Raw genomic sequence first — 19,275 nt, forward strand, 5'->3', positions numbered from 1 at the left:
GTCAGGAAGTTAAAATGAAAAATGTTGGGATGAAACCCGAGAGTTATCGTGTTGCAGAAGCACAAGCGATTTTACATGCCCCTGCGCATTGCATTCAGTTACTCCGAGATGGCAATACTGAAAAAGGTGATGCCTTAAAAACGGCTCGTATTGCAGGGATTCTAGCGGCTAAACGTACGGATGAGCTGATTCCACTCTGCCATCCATTACCGATCTACCGCGCCGATGTTGATTATGACCTACATGATGATCATGTGGTGATTCTGACGACGGTTGAGACGATTGGCCCTACAGGCGTGGAAATGGAAGCGCTAACCGCTGCAAGCCTAGCGGGTTTAACACTGTATGACATGCTTAAGCCGCATTGTGAACCTGAAGAGCTATGCTTAGATCAGTGCAAATTGCTGAAGAAAAAAGGTGGTAAATCACATTTTAAACGTACTTTACGTCAACCTGTCTCAGCAGCAGTAATTGTACTGTCAGATACGGTTGCTGCAGGTCGTAAACCCGATACTGCAGGTAAATCGGTTGTAGAAACTTTGACTGAAGCGGGCTTTGATCCAATTCATTATCAAATCTTGCCAGATGAAGCTGATCAGCTTAAAGATCTGGTTCTGGAACTGACCAAATCTTATGCCTGTATTATGACAGTAGGTGGAACAGGTATTGGCAAGCGCGATATTACCGTGGATACCCTAGAGCCACTATTGGAGCGCAAACTTGATGGCCTAATGGAGGCAGCACGCTCATTTGGGCAAAAACGAACACCTTATGCGGCGATGTCTCGCGGTGTTGCCGGGTTTATTGACCGTTCATTGGTGGTGACCTTACCGGGAAGCCGTGGCGGCGCAAGCGAATCCATGGCGGCAATTTTACCAGCTTTGGTGCATATTTTTGATGTCTGTCGTGATCTACCCCATCCGGGAGGTTATGAATAATGTCAGGATGTGGTGCCGAAAAAGGTCTGATCAGTATTGATGAAGCATTAGCATTGGTGCAAACCCAACCTAAAGCTTTAAAAATTGAGACATTGCCTTTAGCCGATGGACTAAATCGTTATTTAGCCAAATCGATCAACTCCAATGTCAATCTACCGAGTTTTTCGCAAAGCGCAGTGGATGGCTATGCCCTGAATAGTTCAGTTGAGAATCTTCTGGACACGGTATATGACGTGATGGGTGAAATTAAGGCAGGCAGTGAATCTGATCATCAGCTCCAAGACGGGCAAGCGATTCGTATTTTTACTGGTGGCAAGATACCAGATGGAACAACACATGTTGCTCGACAAGAAATTGTCGCCGTTGAAACCAATCAAACCATTCGATTGACTGAACATATTTCAGCGCAAGCGGATATCCGTTTTGTCGGTGAAGAAGTGCAACGAGGTCAGCAACTGGCAGATGTTGGGCAGCGCATCAATATTGGTGCACTTGCAGCACTCAGTATGGCAGGGGTACGAAGCATCGACGTGTTTCAAGCACCGAAAGTGGTTGTGATCATTACTGGGGATGAAGTTGCAGAAACGCCTGAAGATTTGCAGACAGGGAAAGTGTTTGATGCCAATGGGCCATTATTAAAAGCTTGGTTGCAAGACTATGGCATCGATGCGGAAATTTTGCATATTGCCGATGAGGCTGAGCAAGTCACGCAATGTTTTGAGCGCCTAAAACAGCAATATGATCTGATCATTACAACGGGTGGTGTTTCCGTTGGCGATTATGATTTTGTTCGTCCATGCGCTTTTGAAACGGGTTTTGAACAAATCTTCTGGAAAGTGAAGCAAAAACCGGGTAAGCCACTGTTCTTTGCTGAGTATACAGATCAAGATCATAGTTGCTATTTATTGGGTTTACCGGGTAATCCAGCAGCGGTGTATGTGTGTATGCAAGTCTATGGCAAAGCTTTATTAGATGCCTTGCAAAACCAACGCCAGCCCTTGCAATGGTTGAGCGGTGTGCTCACTCATGATTTAAAATCGGATGCACGTGAACGTTTTTTAAGAATGCAGGCTTATTTTGATCAAGGGCAACTCAAGTTCCAAAGCTTGGCGAAACAGCAATCGCATATGTTGAGTAATTTAATGCAGGCCAATAGTCTGGTCCGTATCCCCGCCAATACCAAACTGGAAGCAGGACAAATCCTTGCTGGGCTATTCATTCATAACTAAATTGTTTTGATGAATTTATGTAAAATGACTGAATATTGGTACTTTTAGCCTAGTGCCAATATTGCATCTGATGGATAAGGTGATTTAGTGTATATTTTATATTGTTTAGTTTCTAAACATGACGGTTCAAGACATTGATGTCTTTTAAATAAAACTTTAAAAAAATGATTAGGTGATAATAATGAAATGGGATGAAATTGGCGACCAGCCATGTTCAGTGGCGAGGACGCTCTCAGTGTTGGGTGATCGTTGGACAATGCTCATCTTGCGAAATGCATTTATGGGTATACGTCGCTTTGATGATTTTCAGCGCAGTCTGGGGCTGACGCGGCATGTACTTTCAGAGCGTTTAAAGCGCTTGGTTGAGCATGGGATTTTAACCAAAGTACCTTATGTCGATCGTCAGGAGCGTTTTGAATATCAACTCACAGATAAGGGCTTAGACCTTTATCCAATTATTCTTTCTATGGTGCAATGGGCCGATAAGTGGATGGATATGGGGTTAGGTAAACCCGTTGAATTTACGCATAAAAGTTGCGGGCGAAAAGTTAATCCCAAAGTGGTCTGTTCTGAATGTAATCAACCGATTCACGCTAAAGATGTGCGCGTAGCGGCAGGTCCAGGCTATTTTGCCTTTATTGAACAAAAGCAGAAAACAGCATGATTTGCTTATCGCCTTTGTTGTTCTATTTCATGCTGAATGGCATGGGATAGAACCTCAAAGACTTTAGGCTCAAGTGATTGTGCTACATTAAAACGAATAAAATTCTTAAAATTCTGACTTTGGCTAAACGCATTGCCTGGCGCTAAAATAACGCCATGTTCTAGGCAGTGTTGTGCAATCCGCGCGGTATCAAAATGTTCAGGTAAATTACACCACAAGAAAATGCCAGCGGATGGTTTAACCCATGCGTTGATTCCGAGTTTCTCAAGTTGCTTGACTGTTGCGTCCATTGCTTTGGCCAAACGTATTTTTAGCTCTTCTAGGTATTTACGGTAATTACCATCGGTCAATGCGGCATACAGAATTTCTGAAGAGAGGTTATTACCCCCAAAACAGGTTGCGATTTTGATATCAGCCAAGTCCTCGATCCATTCTGATTGGCTTGCAATATAGCCCGTACGGGCAGAACCTGATAATGTTTTAGAAAAACTACCAATATGAATGACACGGGATAAGCCGTCTAATGCGGCCAGACGAGGGGCGCTATGTCGTTCTAGATCTGCAAAAATATCATCTTCAATCACCACCAGATTAGACTGTTCAACCAGTTTTAAGACTTGATACGCTGTTGATGCGGTTAATACCGCTCCCGTTGGATTATGAATACCTGAGTTGGTAATGTAGAGGCGTGGATTATGGATTTTGATGGCTTGAGCAAAAGCCTCCAGATCAGGCCCTGCAGGCGTGTAAGGCACACCAATGATTTGGATTTGATGAACTTTAAGCAATGCATGGAAGTTAAAATAACAAGGGTCATCCACTAAAACCACATCATTCGGTTTGAGAAAATAACGACAAATTAAATCGATTGCCTGTGTGCCTGAGTCGGTCAATAAAATTTGATTGGGCTGTGCTTCAATACCTTTGCTTAATATTCTGCGTGAGAGTAACTCACGTAAAGGTGCTAGGCCTAATGGCGTTGAATAATTCGTCAAAGTGCTTGAAGGAGCTTTGGATACTTTACGAATGGCTTTACGGATATTTTCATGTGGCATCCAGTCATCAGGTAACCAACCGCAGCCCGGTTTTAAAACTCCTTGTTTTGCTTCGAGGGCTTGTCTTGAAATCCAGAGTGGATCGATACTCCGATCGATTTTTGGATGAATTTCAGAGATGGATAAAGGTGCAAGTGGTCCTGCAACAAAAAAACCTGAACCTGTTTTTGCCTCAATAATGCCTTGAGAAGCAAGGCGTTCATAGGCTTCAACGATTGTTGAGACAGATAGATGAAGTACAGCAGCCAAAGCACGGACTGAGGGTAAACGTGAGCCGGGTAGTAATGAGCGGTTTTTTATTTGTTCCTGAATATGTTGGATTACAAAATCAATTTTAGTACTTTTCATGAGAGCATCTTTAACTGTATGGGTAAAATAACCAATACAGTTATTTGAAATTGTACTGTACTGTGTGTGGTATTTAAACCATATCACAGTTTAAATTCTCCATGTGGATTTGGAGAAAATAAATGAAAACTTTAAATAGCGGCTGGTTCAATGGTCTGATTGGTGTAATTATTTTCGCAGGGTCGTTACCTGCAACACGTGTTGCAGTCATGGATTTTAGTCCCACCTTTTTAACAGCTGCCCGTGCTGCGATTGCTGGACTACTTGGTTTGGCCTTGATTTTATTATCGCGTCAGCAGATACCCGAGCGCAAAGATTGGCTGCCATTATTTTATGTTGCACTGGGAGTGGTGGTTGGCTTTCCACTGTTTACGGCTTTGGCACTTCAATATGTTAGTGCTGCACATACCATTGTTTTTGTGGGTTTATTGCCACTGGCAACTGCGATTTTTGGCGTGTTAAGAGGTGGAGAAAGACCAAATTTAGCTTTTTGGTTATTCGCTATTTTAGGTGGGATGCTGGTTTGTGGTTATATGCTGATTCAAACAGGGAGCTGGGCATTTAATTATGGTGACACGTTCATGCTCTTGGCGATTTTGCTTTGTGCTTTTGGTTATGCCGAAGGGGGTAAGCTATCGAAACATTTAGGGGGGTGGCAAGTCATTTGCTGGGCGTTGATTATTACCTTGCCGATCATGCTACTGCTCTCTTATTTGTATATGCCTGTAAACTTTGCTGGAGTTTCAACATCGGCAAAACTAGGTTTAGCTTATGTGTCTTTATTCAGTATGCTGATCGGATTTTTCTTCTGGTATAAGGGCTTGGCACAAGGGGGGATTGCCACAGTTGGTCAGTTACAACTGCTGCAACCTATCTTTGGTTTGGCGATTGCGGCTGTCTTATTGCATGAACAAGTCAGTGCAGCGATGTTCGTCGTGACGGTTGCAGTAATCCTTTGTGTTGCTTTCGCCAAAAAATATGCATGATGCTCATGCATATACATAGCTTATAGACAATTTGCAGGTTTAGGTACACCCGCTAAACGGCTTAAATGACGAGCGACTAAACCTGTATTAAACTTCTGCTGCAACAAGGCATTATCAATTTCAGCATTAACAGTTTTCATTAAAAACTTAATGAGTGGACGTGTTGCAGGTGAATGACCAAATTGTTGATAGAACTGTCTTACAGCATAAAGAATCTCAAAATGCCAATCCGTTAATTGTAAATCTAAAGACTTTGCCAACTCTTGAGCAACGTTTTGATCCCAAATGCTGTAATCAACTAAATGGCCGTCTTGGTCTAATTCTAACTGCATAAAATAGCCTAAAAAATAAAAAATGAATGAGAGAAATATTATTTCAAAGAAACACAACGTTTGAATTTTAAGCTGAGCTCTGCAAATTGGTCATAATCGATTGCCTGAATTTTGTCTTTAACTTCATCATTAAGAAGATTGTGCTCATTACTTAAACAATAAATGTGATGATAAGTTGCTGTAATTAATGCAGACACCTGAACGGCTGCATCACCCATAATCACAATATAGTCATCAGATTGTGCCATTTTTACTAAGTCAGACCAGAGCTGTTCTGTTGCAGATTGGACTAAAAAGAGCGTTGTTTTTTCCATAATGAAACACCTTACCAGTATAGTATATGATCAAATGACTGGATAAACTCCGGATTGAGATCAATGAATTCGATCTCCTGATCTGTATTTTTAATGATTCTAAGTTCTTGATTTTCATATTCAATTAAAATTGGAGTCAAATCATAGAACTCAAAACTTTCAACCATATTGGCTGCAATTTTAAACTCATGTTTAAGTTGATCAAATTCTAACTTATTGTCCAATAAGTTAATTGCCGCACACTTTAATAATACTTTGACAGAAATACCAAAGGTTGCTAAAACCATAGTTGCGGACAAGCTTTCATTGATTTGCAAACTTGTTAAGTTAGGTTGCGTTAGGATGACGAGTACAGATTTCACACAATTTACCTTTTCAAAGCAACACTGTAGTAAAGAACTTAAATTAAAATTGAATTAAACGAGAACAGCTTTGTACTGCGTCAGCAAGCTCACCAAGACCAACCAGTTCAAAGCCTTTGGCTAAGTTGTAATGTTGGAGTGAATGGCGCTTTGCATTGTCCGCATCAGTGATTCCCCGAGCAAGGGCAGCACTGACACAGACAGGGAGTCGAATGCCGAGCTTTTGCCATTCTTGTTTTAGATTGCGTTGATCATCAGGAAACCACTGTAAGTCATTCGCAACCTGAACACCATCTTGGTAAAAGAAGACTTGAAGTTCTTCATGCTTATTTTGTAAGGCTTGAGCTAAACCAAAAGCATGCCAAGCCAAAATTGACGTAGGCGCAGAAGTAATTAGCAGTAGTGTACTCATTGAATATTCACTATGGTCGTAGTAGGCAAAAATAATGATGGATAGATTTAAAGGAAGGTAAGTATACAATGATTTTGCTGACAGGTGGTTTAGGCTTTATTGGTTCGCATATAGCTTTGAGTCTGTTGGCTCATGGTCAAGAAATTGTTATTGTGGATAATTTAGCCAATTCAACCTTACAGACCTTAGAGCGGCTCGAATATATTTCAGGCATGTATATTCCATTTGCGAAACTGGATGTCCGTAATACACCAGCTCTAAATAAAGTATTCGAACAATATTCAATTGATACAGTGATTCATACAGCCAGTTTTAAATCTTTAGAAGAATCTGTGTTAAAACCGCTGGAATATTATAATGACAACGTCAGTAGCATAATGAGCTTATTAAGAGCTATGCAGCGAATGGGGGTTAGACAGTTAATTAATCTCTCGAGTTTGGCTGTATATGGCCAATCAGATGCGAAACTATCTGAAGAAACCAAGTTTAATTATAGCTACCCGAATCCCTATGTTCGATCACAGCAAATGGTTGAAGATATTATTGCTGATACTTATAAAGTCGATCCTGAATGGCGTATTGTGAACTTGCGTTTATCGAATATCGTGGGTGCATTTGAGCATGGTGTTTTAGGTGAATTTGTTACGCAATTACCCAAAAATATTGTGCCTTTGGCCTTACAGGTTGCAGCGATGCAACGCAAATATATTGAATTGCAAAATCAGGCAGCAACGGCTGATGGTACGGTTGAGCGAAGTTTCCTACATGTTTTGGATGCATGCGAGGCAATCCTAAAAACATTGAATTGGCTGAAGTCACAATATAATTGCTTAGCGTCATTCAATATTGCACATTCGCAACTGACATCGATTCAAACTTTGCTGAATGAAATCGAAAAGGTGACGCAAACAAAAGTGAATACTCAACCAGCGGTTTTTCAACATCAAGAAATAGCGCAACTCGGGGCAGCTTTAGAGAAAGCAGAGAAGGTATTGAATTGGTCTCCAAAGCGACCTTTGACTGTGATGATTGAAGATGAATGGCGGTTCTATTTAAATACCTTAAAAGGTAATTAAGATAATGATTCTTATTTACAATTATATCTGCTTTGATTAGGATAATGGCTACTAGCCAAAGCATCACCTTGCTTCAGCCCGTGAGAACTTTAACCAAATAGAGCAGAGGTTGTTTATGCAAATGCGAATTGAACACGACACAATGGGCGAAATTGAAGTACCCAATGACGCTTTATGGGGGGCGCAAACGCAACGGAGTCTACAAAACTTTAAGATTGGTCAGGAGCGCTTACCGCGGGCGATGATTCGTGCAATGGGGTTAGTCAAGAAAGCTGCTGCAATGACCAATGCTGAGTTAAAACAACTGCCTGAAGATTTGAGCCAGTATATTGTTGGTGCTGCTGAAGAAGTGATTGCTGGACAATGGGATTCACAATTTCCCTTGGTGGTTTGGCAAACAGGTTCAGGCACACAAAGCAATATGAACTGTAATGAGGTGATTGCCAATATTGCCAATCAGAAATTAGGGCAGGCATTGGGAGCACAGAAACCAGTACACCCAAACGACCATGTCAATCGTGCACAATCGACCAATGACTCTTTCCCAACTGCAATTCATGTTGCAGCCAGTATCCAAATTAATGAATTACTGATTCCTGCTGTTGAAAAACTCAAGGCTACTCTGGAACGTAAATCAAAAGAATTTGATGATATCGTGAAAATTGGGCGGACGCATTTGCAAGACGCAACCCCTTTGACCTTAGGGCAAGAATTTAGTGGTTATGTGTCGCAGCTGGAACATGGCTTAAAACGTTTACAGCAAGCGCTTGCAGGTTTGTATGAGTTACCGTTAGGTGGTACAGCTGTGGGGACTGGACTGAATGCACATCCTGACTATGCAGTGAAAGCAGCTGAACAGTTGGCTGAACTTACAGGCTTACCATTTGTCACAGCACCAAATAAATTTGAAGCTTTGGCGGGGCGTGATGCAGCTGTGTTTGCATCAGGCGCATTAAAAACGCTAGCAGTAAGTTTAAATAAAATAGCGAATGATATTCGTTGGTTGGCAAGTGGCCCACGCTGTGGTTTTGGTGAAATCCGTATTCCAGAGAATGAGCCCGGTTCGAGTATTATGCCAGGCAAAGTCAATCCCACGCAGAGCGAAGCAATGACCATGGTTGTTGCACAAGTCTTAGGGAATGACACTACGATCAATGTTGCAGGGGCTTCGGGTAACTTTGAGCTCAATGTGTTTATGCCTGTGATTGCATACAACTTATTGCAATCAATTCAGTTATTGGGTGATGCATGTAATAGCTTTAATGATCATTGTGCGGTTGGAATTGAACCAAACCGTGAAAAAATTGATTACTTCCTGCATAATTCCTTGATGTTAGTCACGGCACTTAATCCTGTTATTGGCTATGAGAATTCGGCTAAAGTTGCGAAAACTGCGTATAAGGAGAATAAAACCTTAAAACAGGTTGCAGTTGAACTCGGACTGGTTACCGAAGCGCAATTTGATGAGGTGGTAAAACCTGAAAATATGGTTTCTCCAAATAGTAAGTAAGCTTGATTCCTGAATAAAAAATCCCTCTTGAATAGAGGGATTTCTTTATAAAATAGAGATATTAAGTACTATAGTTGGTCAGGATCTATGATGTGTACAAATAAGGAAATCCAAGTACTGATACCAGCGACTAAATGCTTTAAAGACTTGTTTTATAGATTGAATTGCAATTTCACTTTCATATGTTGAGAAGGTTAGCTGATCTATGATTTTTTCTTCAGCTCCAATGGTATGACCTGTTTCTTTATGATAATGGATGTCTCCACAATAACTTAACTGGTAATTAGAATGTTGGGTGATATCTCTCAATTTTGAAAAGATGATATGACCTGTAATCTCGATTGCTTCGATAATTGCAAGTCGAATATTGGCTGGTTGGTTGTGAACTAAATGGACTAACTCGAAAAAAAGGATTTGGTTTTCTTCATTTTCTTTTGACCATAATTTTTTTAAAGTTGTCGTAAATTTTTCAGGAAGATCATAGCTTAGTTTTTCTAAATCATGCACATACCAAATCCAATGTTCGGCATCTTCTGCTGCATGTATGTTTACGAGATTTTCCAATTCATTTGTTGGTGCTTTAAATGGCAATATATATTTATTAAAGTCACCAAAGTTCATAACGAAATGGGCGATAAAAGGTAGAAATACAAGTTTATTTTTTAATGAAATGGATGTGCTGTCTAATGTATCTAATAGTTTTGATTTATCTAAGACTATACGTTCAGACATTATCAATTCTTTGATCTTAATCACTTTGATTAACTCCTACAAAGCCTATTCAGAACAGACATAAGGTAATCAGTAAATGATGTCCGTTGTTTTAAAGCCTATTGAATTAATAGATATTTCACATTTTTTTAATCTTAAAAAAGCTGTGAAATGAGTAATTTTGAACTGACCTGCATGGTCAGTTCTATTATTCCAAAGGTAGAGAACGGATAGCAAACTTTTATGTATCTGCTACACGATGATGATGTAAATAATTATTCTCCATGATGTGGTAGGCAGTTGGTTAAGGTCAAAGATCTCTCTTTGACTATGTTCTATGCTTGAGATTATGATTTTGTAGGAGCTACTTAATGTGTAGAGGAAAGTCTTTAGAGCGAAACTAACATTGAATAAATTGTCATAATTGTTAGAATGATCATCTTCTTCTGTTTTTATCTTTTTTGTTTTGCCAACACTGTGCAGAGCTGAAATTAAGTTTATATAAAACAGCATTTTACCTTAGGATTTTTTTTGATGCTCTCTATCTATTTAACAGATACCAAAACCAACATCCAATTTTCTGATCTTCCAAATGAAAATCCTGTTAAGTTTCTGTTGAATTTAAAGAAAATTTTTCCAAGTACGGCAGACTTACTCTTGCCTGTATTGCCAGAAGACAATAATTTGGAAAATGTGACTTGGGAAGCGACGTCAAAAGACTTTGAGATTTTTAAAAAACTATTGGAGGGCTGGGGCATCATCGAGCTACGTTTAAGCGCGATTACCACCTATAAAGATAAAAACTTTGCCAATGAGTTAGTTAAAAAGGCTCAAATTAAACGTAAACACATCGCCCAAACTCAACCACAGTTATCGTTGATTGCCTTAGATTATGTGTTGATGCATGAGATTCATGCACTGATTGATGCTGAACAGGTGATGATTGGGGAAAAATTCTATTTACCGACATTGCGGGAGCTTTGGAAGGGACAATTCCCAGATCAAATTTTGCAATGCAAGTTTTAATTATTTAAAGCAGGCTGTCAGCCTGCTTTTTTATGATCTTAACTTTAGCCCAATAGAACAAATTTCCGTCTACAAACAATTACAAGAATTTAGTGTCTGTATTTTTAAGCGGCATATATATTGCTTATAGGGATATAAATATTATTGCGGGAGAGAAGTTCTTCAATGAACTCGCCGAAGGAGCAACGACCCCGGAAACTCTCAGGCAGAAGGACTGTAATAATAGAAATACAATCTGGAGAGCAGTGCTCAACTTGTAGAAATATACGACAACTTTATTCTTCTACGACAAACACTCACCGAAGGGGAAGGCTTAATGGTTAATTGGTAATCATCTGCCGAAACTCTCAGGTACCATGACAGATGGGGCTATGCATTAAGAAATGTGATGCATTTCTAGGAGTTTGCTATGCCACATGTTGTTGTAATTGGTGCGGGGATTACGGGTGTAACGTCTGCTTATGAATTAATTAAATTGGGTTATGAGGTGACGGTGATTGATCGCCATCTGTTTCCAGCTATGGAAACCTCTTTTGCCAATGGTGGGCAATTATCTGCCTGCAATGCGGAAGTCTGGAACCAAAAAGCAACGGTACTCAAAGGTATCAAATGGATGAGTAAGAAAGATGCACCATTATTGCTCAACCCATCTTTTAGTGTGCACAAGTATCGCTGGCTGATTGAGTTTTTGACGCATATTAAAAATTATAAAGCCAATACCATTGAAACAGTGCGTTTAGCCTTGTTGGCAAGACAACGTTTGTTTGAGGTTGCTGAAAAGGAAAATATTTCTTTTGACTTGGAAAAACGTGGCATCTTGCATATGTATCACACTAAAGAAGATTACCAAATTGCCAAGCAAGTCAATGATGTATTGGTTGAAGGGAAACTAGAACGGAATGCGATAACTCCTGAAGAAATGAAAGCCATCGAACCGACATTAACAGGTGACTATTATGGCGGATATTACACTGCCGGTGACGCAACTGGTGATATCCATAAGTATTCTGTCGGGTTGGCGGAAAGAACACAGCAATATGGTGTGAAATATTGTTTTGGTCTGGATGTGGTAGATATTAAATTTAGCCAAGACAAAGCGATTGTTCACTGTAAAAATAGCTCGGAAAATGTTAATCCAACTGCGGATGGGATTACTGAAATTATTGCTGATCTGGTTTTAGTCTGTGGGGGAGTCGGAAGCTATCAACTGGCCGATATGCTAGGGGACAGCGTCAATGTATATCCTGTGAAAGGCTACTCTATTACAGTACAACTCAAAGATGAGCGTAGCGTAAATAATGCACCTTGGGTGAGTTTGCTCGACGAGAGTGTAAAAATCGTGACCTCACGTTTAGGTGCAGACCGTTTACGTATTGCGGGAACAGCTGAGTTTAACGGTTACAACAGAGACATTCGTGCAGATCGTATTCAACCCTTAATTAATTGGGTAAACCAGAACTTTGATATTTCAACGGAACATGTGGTTCCATGGGCGGGTTTACGTCCCATGATGCCGAATATGTTGCCTGTGGTGAGACAAGGTAAGCAACCAAGAGTCTTTTATAATACGGGACATGGACATTTAGGCTGGACACTCTCTGCCGCAACAGCTGTATTGATCAGTCAGGAAATTGCACAAAAATTTCCAAGCTGAATAAAAAAGCCGATGTGAAAACATCGGCTTTGTCGTGTTTGGATTAGTCGTATAAGCGGTAAATACCTGTAAAGCGACTGCAATCTTTTTGCTCAGATTTAACAATTAACAGTGCTTTCTGGAAGTCCAATTGATATTGGCATTTTTTTTCATTATCAATGATTTGGCTTCTTTGTTCAGGCGTACTATAGGCGAGCAATGACTGCGTTTGGGTTTCTAGACGGTTATTCGGATTGCGATAGGCCGTTCCTTCGATTTTAAGTTTGTCTTTATCGAGCTGGTGAATCTGTAAATGAACAGGTTGCGCTGCTAGTTTACCGTGTTCATATTTTAAATAATGCTGTGTCAATGTTTGATTCATTGAAGTATAAAAATTTAAATCGTCTAAACGTGCATCAAATTGCTGTTGATAACAATTTTTACTTTTGCACTGTTGTACCTGATTTAGCCATAAGCTTTGTGTATCGTGTAATAACTGTAGTGGGGCGTCTGTTACTAAATAGGCAGTCAGAAACTTGGTATTCAGCTTCAAACGCTGCTCTTTATATTGTTTAGAGCAGATTTTATTGGCGTTTAAATCATTGCTCGTGCAGTCAATTGCTTCGGCATAGGTAAATGTTGAGCAAAAACAACTCAATGTGATGATGTAGCCAGATTTCTTTAATTGATTTCTTACAGTGTTAAACAGCATAATCACTTATACTTTCAGTCTAATTTGCTCAACGTACTATAGCGAAATAGAAAGCCTGAATACAAGATTTGTTCAGTATATTGTAAAAGGAAAATCATATGGTTGCTCAAATTCGTATTGGACAAGGGATTGACGTACATGCATTTGAAGAAGGTAATTTTGTTACTTTAGCCGGTATTCAAATTCCACATACGCATGGTTTAAAGGCGCATTCCGATGGTGATGTGGTGTTGCATGCATTAAGTGATGCGTTACTGGGTGCTTTGGCATTGGGTGATATTGGACAGCACTTTCCAGATACCGATCCAGAATACAAAGGTGCTGACAGTCGCTTGTTGCTTAAACATGTCTATCAATTGATTCTAGATCGTGGTTATCAACTCAATAATGCTGATATTACCGTTGCTTGTGAGCGTCCTAAGTTGGCTAAACATAATCTGGAAATGCGCCAGAGTATTGCAGATGTATTGGATGTTGATGTAACTCAAATCAGTATTAAAGCCACAACAACGGAAAAACTTGGTTTCACAGGTCGCCAAGAAGGGATTTTGGCGACCGCAACGGTTTTGATTTCACATCAAGCAAAATGATTGCTGTTAATCAATGATTGTTCTAGTTCTTGCGTTGCTTTACGACCTTGCAGTTGTAAAGTAATGCTATGAATTAAACCGGTCCATGTTTCGTTGGGTTCCCAAACTTGATGTAACAGCTCTTGTGCTGTTGGTAGGTCGATATTCATATAGAACTGGCGATAGAGGTACATCAAGCTACTGACACGCATATTGTCATTGCAGTGCAGCCAAATGATTTCGTTTTGCACCAGATGGTCAATAAGATCTAAAACAAATAAACATTGCTCAGAACAGGGCACATCCCAACCAATTGGAATGTGAATATAGTTTAATCCCAAATCTAGACAGATCTGGTCTTGCTTAGCCAGATGATTGTCAGATTGGCTGGTTGCAAGGTTAATGACTGTGCCGCAACCATACTCTTTGATTTGTTGTAATTGCTCGGCAGTCGGTTGACCAGAGCTAAACAGATGCTCATGCACCAAAGAGAAGTTTGGTATTTGAGATAAGGCTTGTTCAAGTGAAGTCATAACGTCCGCTGCATATTGAGTGAAGTTCTCACATCATGAGAAACTTATTCTAAAGGGCTGGTCTTACTATAAGTGTTTTTATTTCAGTGTTCAATTTAGAACGCACAAATAAAAAACAGCATCCAATGATGCTGTTTTTTTAACTTAATCTTTTTTAAGATTCTCATTGAGTAAGAATTCCATTAAGGCTTTTTGCGCATGCAAACGGTTTTCAGCTTCATCCCAAACCACAGCATTTTTGTGATCTAGCATATGTTCCGAAATTTCTTCGCCACGATGAGCAGGTAAACAATGCATAAACAGACAATCAGGATGAGCCAAGTCCATAAGTTTTTCATTAACTTGAAATGATAAAAACGCCTTTTCTCGTAATTTTTGTTCTTCTTCCTGTCCCATGCTGGCCCAGACATCAGTCACAATCAGATCGGCATTAACGGCAGCATCTTCGGCCTTATTAAATACTTCTACACAATCTGCAAATTCAGCTAAGAATTCAGGCTTTGGTTCATAACCTTCAGGTGTTGCAATCTTAAGCTTAAAGCCCATGAGGTGTGCAGCTTCAATATATGAATTGCACATGTTGTTACCATCACCAATCCAGGCTACGGTTTTGCCTTCAATGCTGCCACGATGTTCTTGAAAGGTTTGTAAGTCGGCAAGCAATTGACAAGGGTGGTGATCATCAGTCAGGCCATTAATCACAGGCACTGTTGAGTAAGATGCAAAGCGTTCAACAATATCGTGAGCAAAAGTACGGATCATCACGATATCGAGCATACTTGAAATCACACGTGCAGAATCTTCAATAGGTTCGCCACGGCCTAATTGTGTGTCGCGAGGTGAGAGGAAAATTGCACTCCCGCCAAATTGACAGATGCCAGCTTCAAAGGAAATTCGGGTACGTGTACTCGATTTTTCGAAAATCATTCCCAAAACTTTACCCGCAAACGGTTGAAAAAGCGTGTTGCTGTGTTGCATGCGTTTAAGCTCTTGCGCACGATCTAAAATGCGTTGCAACTCTAATGAAGATAGGTCACGTAAAGTTAGGAAATGCCGAAGCGCCATAGCTACTCCCACAATAATTATTGAATTAAAACAATAATTAATTGTTGTTTGACGAGTGGTGAATTAAAAAGAATTGACTACTATACTATACGTCTGAAAAAATGCAAAAGATTTAGACTTTTTGATGCGCTTTTAAAAAAAGATCTACTGAATAGTTAATATAATCAATAATTTCTGCATCATTGGCTGGTACGTCTAAGCCCATTAAGTTGCGCCATTCGACGTCTCTTAAAATGCCAAAATACATCGTTGCAGAAAACTGTGGCTGTGCACAGTAAATTTCATTATTTGTATGAGCATGCTCAAGCGCAGAGGAAATCGTGTTTTGAATATTGAGAGCACATTGATTGTAGAAATAATGGGCAAGTTGAGGGTCCTTTTGCGTCTGTTCTGTAAACATTCGCATAAAGGCAATATTTTCTGGTTGGATAATGTGTTGGTAAAAACGCTGCAGGGTATGCATTAGGTAATCTCTTAAAGTACTTGTTTCTGGTGTATAAGGGAAACAGACGCCTTTAAAAAATACTTCTCTTCGATAATCGCAAATCGCGGTAAAAAGACCTTCTTTGTTACCAAAGTATTTGTAAATTGAGGTTTTAGAGCCCCCTGCATGATTGACGATATCATCCAAAGAAACTGCTTCATAACCTTTCTCTAGAAATAAATCGCTTGCACATAGTAATAAGGCAAGACGACGTTCTTCTCCACGACGAGTTTGAGGTTTGGCGCAACTCGGATAGCAAATATCAGTCATTATCTACTTTAGGTTGGTTGGGTTAATCCTAGTATAACAAAAACCATATCCATTGTATGACTATGAATTTAAGCATACGGAAGAACACTGCAACTTGAACAAAAAAAAGCGAGTAACAGGGTACTCGCTTTGAATGAATATGCCTTCTAAGCAGAACGTGCTTCGTCATCCTCCTCGTCATCGGTGGAATCCATGCCAAGTTCTTTGAGTTTACGGGTTAGGGTATTACGCCCCCAACCTAAGAGCTCAGCAGCATGGCGTTTGCGACCACGAGTTTGCTGTAATGCTGCATTGATTAGGGTGCGTTCAAACATCGGTGTGGCGATATCTAGGAGCTTCATTTCACCATTTTTAAGCTTTTGAATTGCCCATTGACCTAAGAGCTCATCCCAGTGGTGTACTGCAATACGCTCAACTAAGGCTGGACTAGTGCCTGATATTGTTTGGACATCACTGGTTTTTTGTACTGATGCCTGTTTGAGCTCGGCAGGTAAATCTTCCGGATAAACTTCACGACCAGTGATCATGACGGTCAACCAGCGGCAAGTGTTTTCTAACTGGCGAACGTTACCAGGCCAAGGTAGCTGTTGCATATAATCCGTAGTTTCAGTACGTAAGATTTTAGGACTTACCCCAAGTTCTTTTCCTGCACGAGCCAAGAAATGCTGAGCCAGCATCGGAATATCTTCGCTACGATGTGACAGTTTTGGAATGTGAATACGGATGACGTTCAGACGATGGTATAAGTCTTCACGGAAGCGTCCTTCATTCACCAGTTTTTCCAAATCTTGATGGGTTGCAGCCACGATACGTACGTCGACCTTGACAGGGATATGTCCACCGACACGGTAGAATTCACCATCTGCCAAGACACGGAGTAAACGTGTTTGTGTTTCAAAAGGCATATCGCCAATTTCATCAAGGAATAACGTACCGCCATTGGCCTGTTCAAAACGGCCTTGATGTTGGGTGTTTGCACCTGTGAACGCACCTTTTTCATGCCCAAACAACTCGGTTTCAATCAAGTCTTTGGGAATGGCCGCCATATTCAGTGCAATAAATGGTTTGGCACGACGAGGTGAGTGTTTATGTAAGGCATGAGCAACTAATTCTTTACCTGTACCAGATTCACCGTTAATAAGCACCGTAATATGTGATTGCGATAAACGCCCAATCGCACGGAAAACTTCCTGCATTGCTGGTGATTCGCCGATAATTTCCGTTGACTGTAAAGGTGATGCTGCTTTGGTGGCTTCTTGTTGTTGCAATTTATTGATATGCAAAATCGCACGATTGACCAATGCGAGTGCTTCATCGATATCAAAAGGTTTTGGTAAATATTCAAATGCACCTGTTTGATAACTTGATACAGCAGATTCTAAATCTGAATGTGCTGTCATGATGATTACAGGTAAATCTGGATGTGTGTTTTTAACCTTGGATAAGAAGGTTAGTCCATCAATACCAGGCATACGGATATCGGTAAGAATTACGTCTGGCGCATCATCATGCAGACGTTCCAGTGCAGTTTGTGCTTCTTCAAAGTTGGTGACATCAAAACCTTCTTCTTTGAACGTTTTTTCTAGTACCCAGCGCATGGCACGATCATCATCTATTACCCAAATTTTATTTCGTGACATGGTTTAACTCCCAAGGTAGATATAGGCTAAATACGGTTTTTCCTGGAACTGATTGACACTCAATCATTCCGTTATGTTGATGCATAATATTTTGAGCAATACTGAGGCCAAGTCCTGTGCCTTTAGCTCGCCCTGTTACCAGTGGATAAAAAACAGATTCGAGGATGCTTTCTGGGACACCAGGGCCATTGTCTTCGATATCAATACGGATGGCTGAGCGGTTTAACACGCCATTAATGGTCACGAGACGCTGAATTCGTGTTCTTAGAGCAAGTTCTGGCTCTGACTCGATAAAAAAGTCTTTATTTTCTGTCATGGCCTGTACTGCATTAACACTGATGTTAAGCATGACCTGAATCAACTGATCACGATCTGCCATCACATCGGGTAACGACAGGTCATAGTCACGGGTAATCTTGATTTTTTTCTTGGTCTGGTTGGCAATCAGTGAGCGAACACGTTCCAAGGGTTCATGCACATTGACCAGCTCGTAACTAGGAAGTTGACGCGAGCCAAGCATGGTATCGGCTAAATTGGTGAGTCGATCAACTTCACTAATAATGATGTCGGTAAACTCACGATAGCTATCATCACCTAAACTACGTGCCAGTAATTGAGTTGCGCCACGAATACCCGCTAACGGATTTTTGATCTCATGAGCCACACCGCGAACCAGTTGTCGTGCAACTTGATGCTGTTGAACCAAATTTTCTTCTTTTGAAATTTTTAACATCCGATCGATCGGATTGAGTTCAATCAGCAGTAAGGGGTGATAGCTTTTACCTGCATTAAGTTGAGAAGCGGTGTAATCAACATGAATGGGTTTGAAATTTACATTAATCACTGCTTCGCGACGGGTATAATGCTGACCACTTTCTAATGTGTTTAATAAAGCTTCATGAGTGTTGAACGCGTCATCATGCGCATGTAGTAAATTTAATACAGGCTGACCCGAAGCGCGCAGCAAGCTGATATCAAATAATGCTTCACAAGCAGAATTTAAATAAAAAATATTAAGCTTACTATCGACCAATAATATGGCAGTTGTCAGATTATCTACTAAAAGTCGATAGTCGATAGGGTTCTGTTGATCCATTTGTGAATCGTCCTGTTTTAAAATGGCGCAATAAATATAAATTTTAATGAAGAGCCATTAACTTCTAAAATGTACTTTATGCAAAATACAAGCCAACTTTCTATTAACTAAATTTCAATCACTTAATTCTGGAAATATCGATTTATACGGTATTTTTCACATACATCTGCATATTTCAATATTTTATTATGTTCCAAATTGGTGCGTTGTTGGTTTTTATTTAAATTTTTGGTTGTATTTTGGTGCATTACACAAAGAGATGGCTTTGCTGCTATGCGAAGACAAAGAAAAGTCATACAATACGCCGATT

The 19,275-nt window shown here is 40.2% G+C and carries 21 protein-coding genes and 1 riboswitch; of the genes, 9 read left to right on the forward strand and 12 right to left on the reverse strand.

Translation table 11 applies throughout. The features are described from left to right. Positions 1-14 precede the first annotated feature (14 nt). From moaCB to F895_RS09705, 3 genes are all read left to right on the forward strand, one after another. A complete protein-coding gene (gene moaCB / locus F895_RS09715) occupies positions 15-938 on the forward strand; it encodes a bifunctional molybdenum cofactor biosynthesis protein MoaC/MoaB (RefSeq protein WP_005241260.1) in 924 nt (307 codons plus the stop codon). Beyond that, positions 938-2,167, forward strand: coding sequence for a molybdopterin molybdotransferase MoeA (locus tag F895_RS09710; protein WP_005241261.1), 1,230 nt, complete (start codon positions 938-940; stop codon positions 2,165-2,167). Before moaCB ends, F895_RS09710 begins: the two co-directional genes overlap by 1 nt. A gap of 181 nt (positions 2,168-2,348) precedes the next feature. Beyond that, positions 2,349-2,831 carry a winged helix-turn-helix transcriptional regulator gene (locus tag F895_RS09705; RefSeq protein ID WP_005241263.1) on the forward strand — a complete coding sequence of 161 codons (483 nt, stop codon included), beginning with the start codon at positions 2,349-2,351 and terminating at the stop codon, positions 2,829-2,831. A gap of 5 nt (positions 2,832-2,836) precedes the next feature. On the opposite strand, the gene F895_RS09700 is transcribed toward F895_RS09705, so the two are convergent. Further along, a complete protein-coding gene (locus tag F895_RS09700) occupies positions 2,837-4,234 on the reverse strand; it encodes an aminotransferase-like domain-containing protein (RefSeq protein WP_010589757.1) in 1,398 nt (465 codons plus the stop codon). 122 nt (positions 4,235-4,356) lie between these two features. Here F895_RS09700 and F895_RS09695 point away from each other — a divergent pair, with 122 nt between their 5' ends. Beyond that, positions 4,357-5,220 (forward strand): DMT family transporter, encoded by an 864-nt coding sequence (locus F895_RS09695; RefSeq protein WP_005241267.1) that lies wholly within the window; start codon positions 4,357-4,359, stop codon positions 5,218-5,220. Positions 5,221-5,240: 20 nt separating this feature from the next. Here F895_RS09695 and F895_RS09690 read toward each other — a convergent pair whose 3' ends face one another. The 4 genes from F895_RS09690 to tusD are packed head-to-tail and all read right to left on the reverse strand — an operon-like array spanning position 5,241 to position 6,640. Further along, the gene (locus F895_RS09690; RefSeq protein ID WP_005241268.1) at positions 5,241-5,552 is read right to left on the reverse strand and encodes a TusE/DsrC/DsvC family sulfur relay protein; all 312 of its coding nucleotides are present in this window, start codon (positions 5,550-5,552) and stop codon (positions 5,241-5,243) included. Positions 5,553-5,590: 38 nt separating this feature from the next. Next, positions 5,591-5,866 carry a hypothetical protein gene (locus tag F895_RS09685; RefSeq protein WP_005241269.1) on the reverse strand — a complete coding sequence of 92 codons (276 nt, stop codon included), beginning with the start codon at positions 5,864-5,866 and terminating at the stop codon, positions 5,591-5,593. Positions 5,867-5,877: 11 nt separating this feature from the next. Then, the gene (locus F895_RS09680; protein ID WP_005241271.1) at positions 5,878-6,228 is read right to left on the reverse strand and encodes a hypothetical protein; all 351 of its coding nucleotides are present in this window, start codon (positions 6,226-6,228) and stop codon (positions 5,878-5,880) included. 43 nt (positions 6,229-6,271) lie between these two features. After that, complete coding sequence (gene tusD / locus F895_RS09675) at positions 6,272-6,640, reverse strand: sulfurtransferase complex subunit TusD (RefSeq protein WP_005241272.1); 369 nt, start codon at positions 6,638-6,640, stop codon at positions 6,272-6,274. Between the two features lie 68 nt (positions 6,641-6,708). Between tusD and F895_RS09670 the strand changes: the two genes are divergently transcribed. After that, a complete protein-coding gene (locus F895_RS09670) occupies positions 6,709-7,716 on the forward strand; it encodes an NAD-dependent epimerase/dehydratase family protein (RefSeq protein WP_005241274.1) in 1,008 nt (335 codons plus the stop codon). Positions 7,717-7,831: 115 nt separating this feature from the next. Then, positions 7,832-9,226 carry a class II fumarate hydratase gene (gene fumC, locus F895_RS09665; protein WP_005241277.1) on the forward strand — a complete coding sequence of 465 codons (1,395 nt, stop codon included), beginning with the start codon at positions 7,832-7,834 and terminating at the stop codon, positions 9,224-9,226. 78 nt (positions 9,227-9,304) lie between these two features. Here fumC and F895_RS09660 read toward each other — a convergent pair whose 3' ends face one another. Next, entirely contained in the window at positions 9,305-9,958 is a 654-nt protein-coding gene (locus F895_RS09660; protein ID WP_227501347.1) for a hypothetical protein, read from the reverse strand. Positions 9,959-10,471: 513 nt separating this feature from the next. On the opposite strand from F895_RS09660, the gene F895_RS09655 reads away from it, so the two are divergent. Continuing rightward, positions 10,472-10,963 (forward strand): hypothetical protein, encoded by a 492-nt coding sequence (locus F895_RS09655; RefSeq protein WP_005241281.1) that lies wholly within the window; start codon positions 10,472-10,474, stop codon positions 10,961-10,963. Positions 10,964-11,100: 137 nt separating this feature from the next. Next, positions 11,101-11,190, forward strand: a riboswitch (glycine riboswitch). Between the two features lie 182 nt (positions 11,191-11,372). Further along, on the forward strand, positions 11,373-12,617 hold the full coding sequence (locus tag F895_RS09650) for a D-amino acid dehydrogenase (RefSeq protein WP_005241283.1): 1,245 nt from the start codon (positions 11,373-11,375) through the stop codon (positions 12,615-12,617). 43 nt (positions 12,618-12,660) lie between these two features. Here F895_RS09650 and F895_RS09645 read toward each other — a convergent pair whose 3' ends face one another. Continuing rightward, positions 12,661-13,308 carry an A1S_1983 family putative colistin resistance protein gene (locus F895_RS09645; protein WP_005241284.1) on the reverse strand — a complete coding sequence of 216 codons (648 nt, stop codon included), beginning with the start codon at positions 13,306-13,308 and terminating at the stop codon, positions 12,661-12,663. A gap of 98 nt (positions 13,309-13,406) precedes the next feature. Between F895_RS09645 and ispF the strand changes: the two genes are divergently transcribed. Then, entirely contained in the window at positions 13,407-13,898 is a 492-nt protein-coding gene (gene ispF / locus F895_RS09640) for a 2-C-methyl-D-erythritol 2,4-cyclodiphosphate synthase (protein WP_005241285.1), read from the forward strand. Here ispF and F895_RS09635 read toward each other — a convergent pair. The 5 genes from F895_RS09635 to glnL form a co-directional block, all read right to left on the reverse strand. Continuing rightward, positions 13,886-14,410 (reverse strand): protein tyrosine phosphatase family protein, encoded by a 525-nt coding sequence (locus F895_RS09635; protein ID WP_005241286.1) that lies wholly within the window; start codon positions 14,408-14,410, stop codon positions 13,886-13,888. The genes ispF and F895_RS09635 overlap by 13 nt on opposite strands. Positions 14,411-14,554: 144 nt before the next feature. Next, entirely contained in the window at positions 14,555-15,475 is a 921-nt protein-coding gene (gene argF, locus F895_RS09630) for an ornithine carbamoyltransferase (protein ID WP_005241287.1), read from the reverse strand. A gap of 112 nt (positions 15,476-15,587) precedes the next feature. Beyond that, the gene (locus F895_RS09625; protein WP_005241289.1) at positions 15,588-16,229 is read right to left on the reverse strand and encodes a TetR/AcrR family transcriptional regulator; all 642 of its coding nucleotides are present in this window, start codon (positions 16,227-16,229) and stop codon (positions 15,588-15,590) included. A gap of 146 nt (positions 16,230-16,375) precedes the next feature. Further along, positions 16,376-17,869 (reverse strand): nitrogen regulation protein NR(I), encoded by a 1,494-nt coding sequence (gene glnG, locus F895_RS09620; protein ID WP_005241290.1) that lies wholly within the window; start codon positions 17,867-17,869, stop codon positions 16,376-16,378. Then, the gene (gene glnL / locus F895_RS09615; protein ID WP_005241293.1) at positions 17,856-18,965 is read right to left on the reverse strand and encodes a nitrogen regulation protein NR(II); all 1,110 of its coding nucleotides are present in this window, start codon (positions 18,963-18,965) and stop codon (positions 17,856-17,858) included. Before glnL ends, glnG begins: the two co-directional genes overlap by 14 nt. Positions 18,966-19,275 lie beyond the last annotated feature (310 nt).

The sequence above is a fragment of the Acinetobacter sp. CIP 64.2 genome (assembly GCF_000369645.1).
Taxonomy (GTDB): Bacteria; Pseudomonadota; Gammaproteobacteria; order Pseudomonadales; family Moraxellaceae; genus Acinetobacter.

Excerpts from the sequence above, each read along its gene's own strand:
- moaCB (WP_005241260.1), top strand. The coding sequence starts at position 15 with ATGAAAAATGTTGGGATGAAACCCGAGAGTTATCGTGTTGCAGAAGCA.
- F895_RS09710 (WP_005241261.1), top strand. The coding sequence starts at position 938 with ATGTCAGGATGTGGTGCCGAAAAAGGTCTGATCAGTATTGATGAAGCA.
- F895_RS09705 (WP_005241263.1), top strand. The coding sequence starts at position 2,349 with ATGAAATGGGATGAAATTGGCGACCAGCCATGTTCAGTGGCGAGGACG.
- F895_RS09700 (WP_010589757.1), bottom strand. The coding sequence starts at position 4,234 with ATGAAAAGTACTAAAATTGATTTTGTAATCCAACATATTCAGGAACAA.
- F895_RS09695 (WP_005241267.1), top strand. The coding sequence starts at position 4,357 with ATGAAAACTTTAAATAGCGGCTGGTTCAATGGTCTGATTGGTGTAATT.
- F895_RS09690 (WP_005241268.1), bottom strand. The coding sequence starts at position 5,552 with ATGCAGTTAGAATTAGACCAAGACGGCCATTTAGTTGATTACAGCATT.
- F895_RS09685 (WP_005241269.1), bottom strand. The coding sequence starts at position 5,866 with ATGGAAAAAACAACGCTCTTTTTAGTCCAATCTGCAACAGAACAGCTC.
- tusD (WP_005241272.1), bottom strand. The coding sequence starts at position 6,640 with ATGAGTACACTACTGCTAATTACTTCTGCGCCTACGTCAATTTTGGCT.
- F895_RS09670 (WP_005241274.1), top strand. The coding sequence starts at position 6,709 with ATGATTTTGCTGACAGGTGGTTTAGGCTTTATTGGTTCGCATATAGCT.
- fumC (WP_005241277.1), top strand. The coding sequence starts at position 7,832 with ATGCAAATGCGAATTGAACACGACACAATGGGCGAAATTGAAGTACCC.
- F895_RS09660 (WP_227501347.1), bottom strand. The coding sequence starts at position 9,958 with ATGTCTGAACGTATAGTCTTAGATAAATCAAAACTATTAGATACATTA.
- F895_RS09655 (WP_005241281.1), top strand. The coding sequence starts at position 10,472 with ATGCTCTCTATCTATTTAACAGATACCAAAACCAACATCCAATTTTCT.
- F895_RS09650 (WP_005241283.1), top strand. The coding sequence starts at position 11,373 with ATGCCACATGTTGTTGTAATTGGTGCGGGGATTACGGGTGTAACGTCT.
- F895_RS09645 (WP_005241284.1), bottom strand. The coding sequence starts at position 13,308 with ATGCTGTTTAACACTGTAAGAAATCAATTAAAGAAATCTGGCTACATC.
- ispF (WP_005241285.1), top strand. The coding sequence starts at position 13,407 with ATGGTTGCTCAAATTCGTATTGGACAAGGGATTGACGTACATGCATTT.
- F895_RS09635 (WP_005241286.1), bottom strand. The coding sequence starts at position 14,410 with ATGACTTCACTTGAACAAGCCTTATCTCAAATACCAAACTTCTCTTTG.
- argF (WP_005241287.1), bottom strand. The coding sequence starts at position 15,475 with ATGGCGCTTCGGCATTTCCTAACTTTACGTGACCTATCTTCATTAGAG.
- F895_RS09625 (WP_005241289.1), bottom strand. The coding sequence starts at position 16,229 with ATGACTGATATTTGCTATCCGAGTTGCGCCAAACCTCAAACTCGTCGT.
- glnG (WP_005241290.1), bottom strand. The coding sequence starts at position 17,869 with ATGTCACGAAATAAAATTTGGGTAATAGATGATGATCGTGCCATGCGC.
- glnL (WP_005241293.1), bottom strand. The coding sequence starts at position 18,965 with ATGGATCAACAGAACCCTATCGACTATCGACTTTTAGTAGATAATCTG.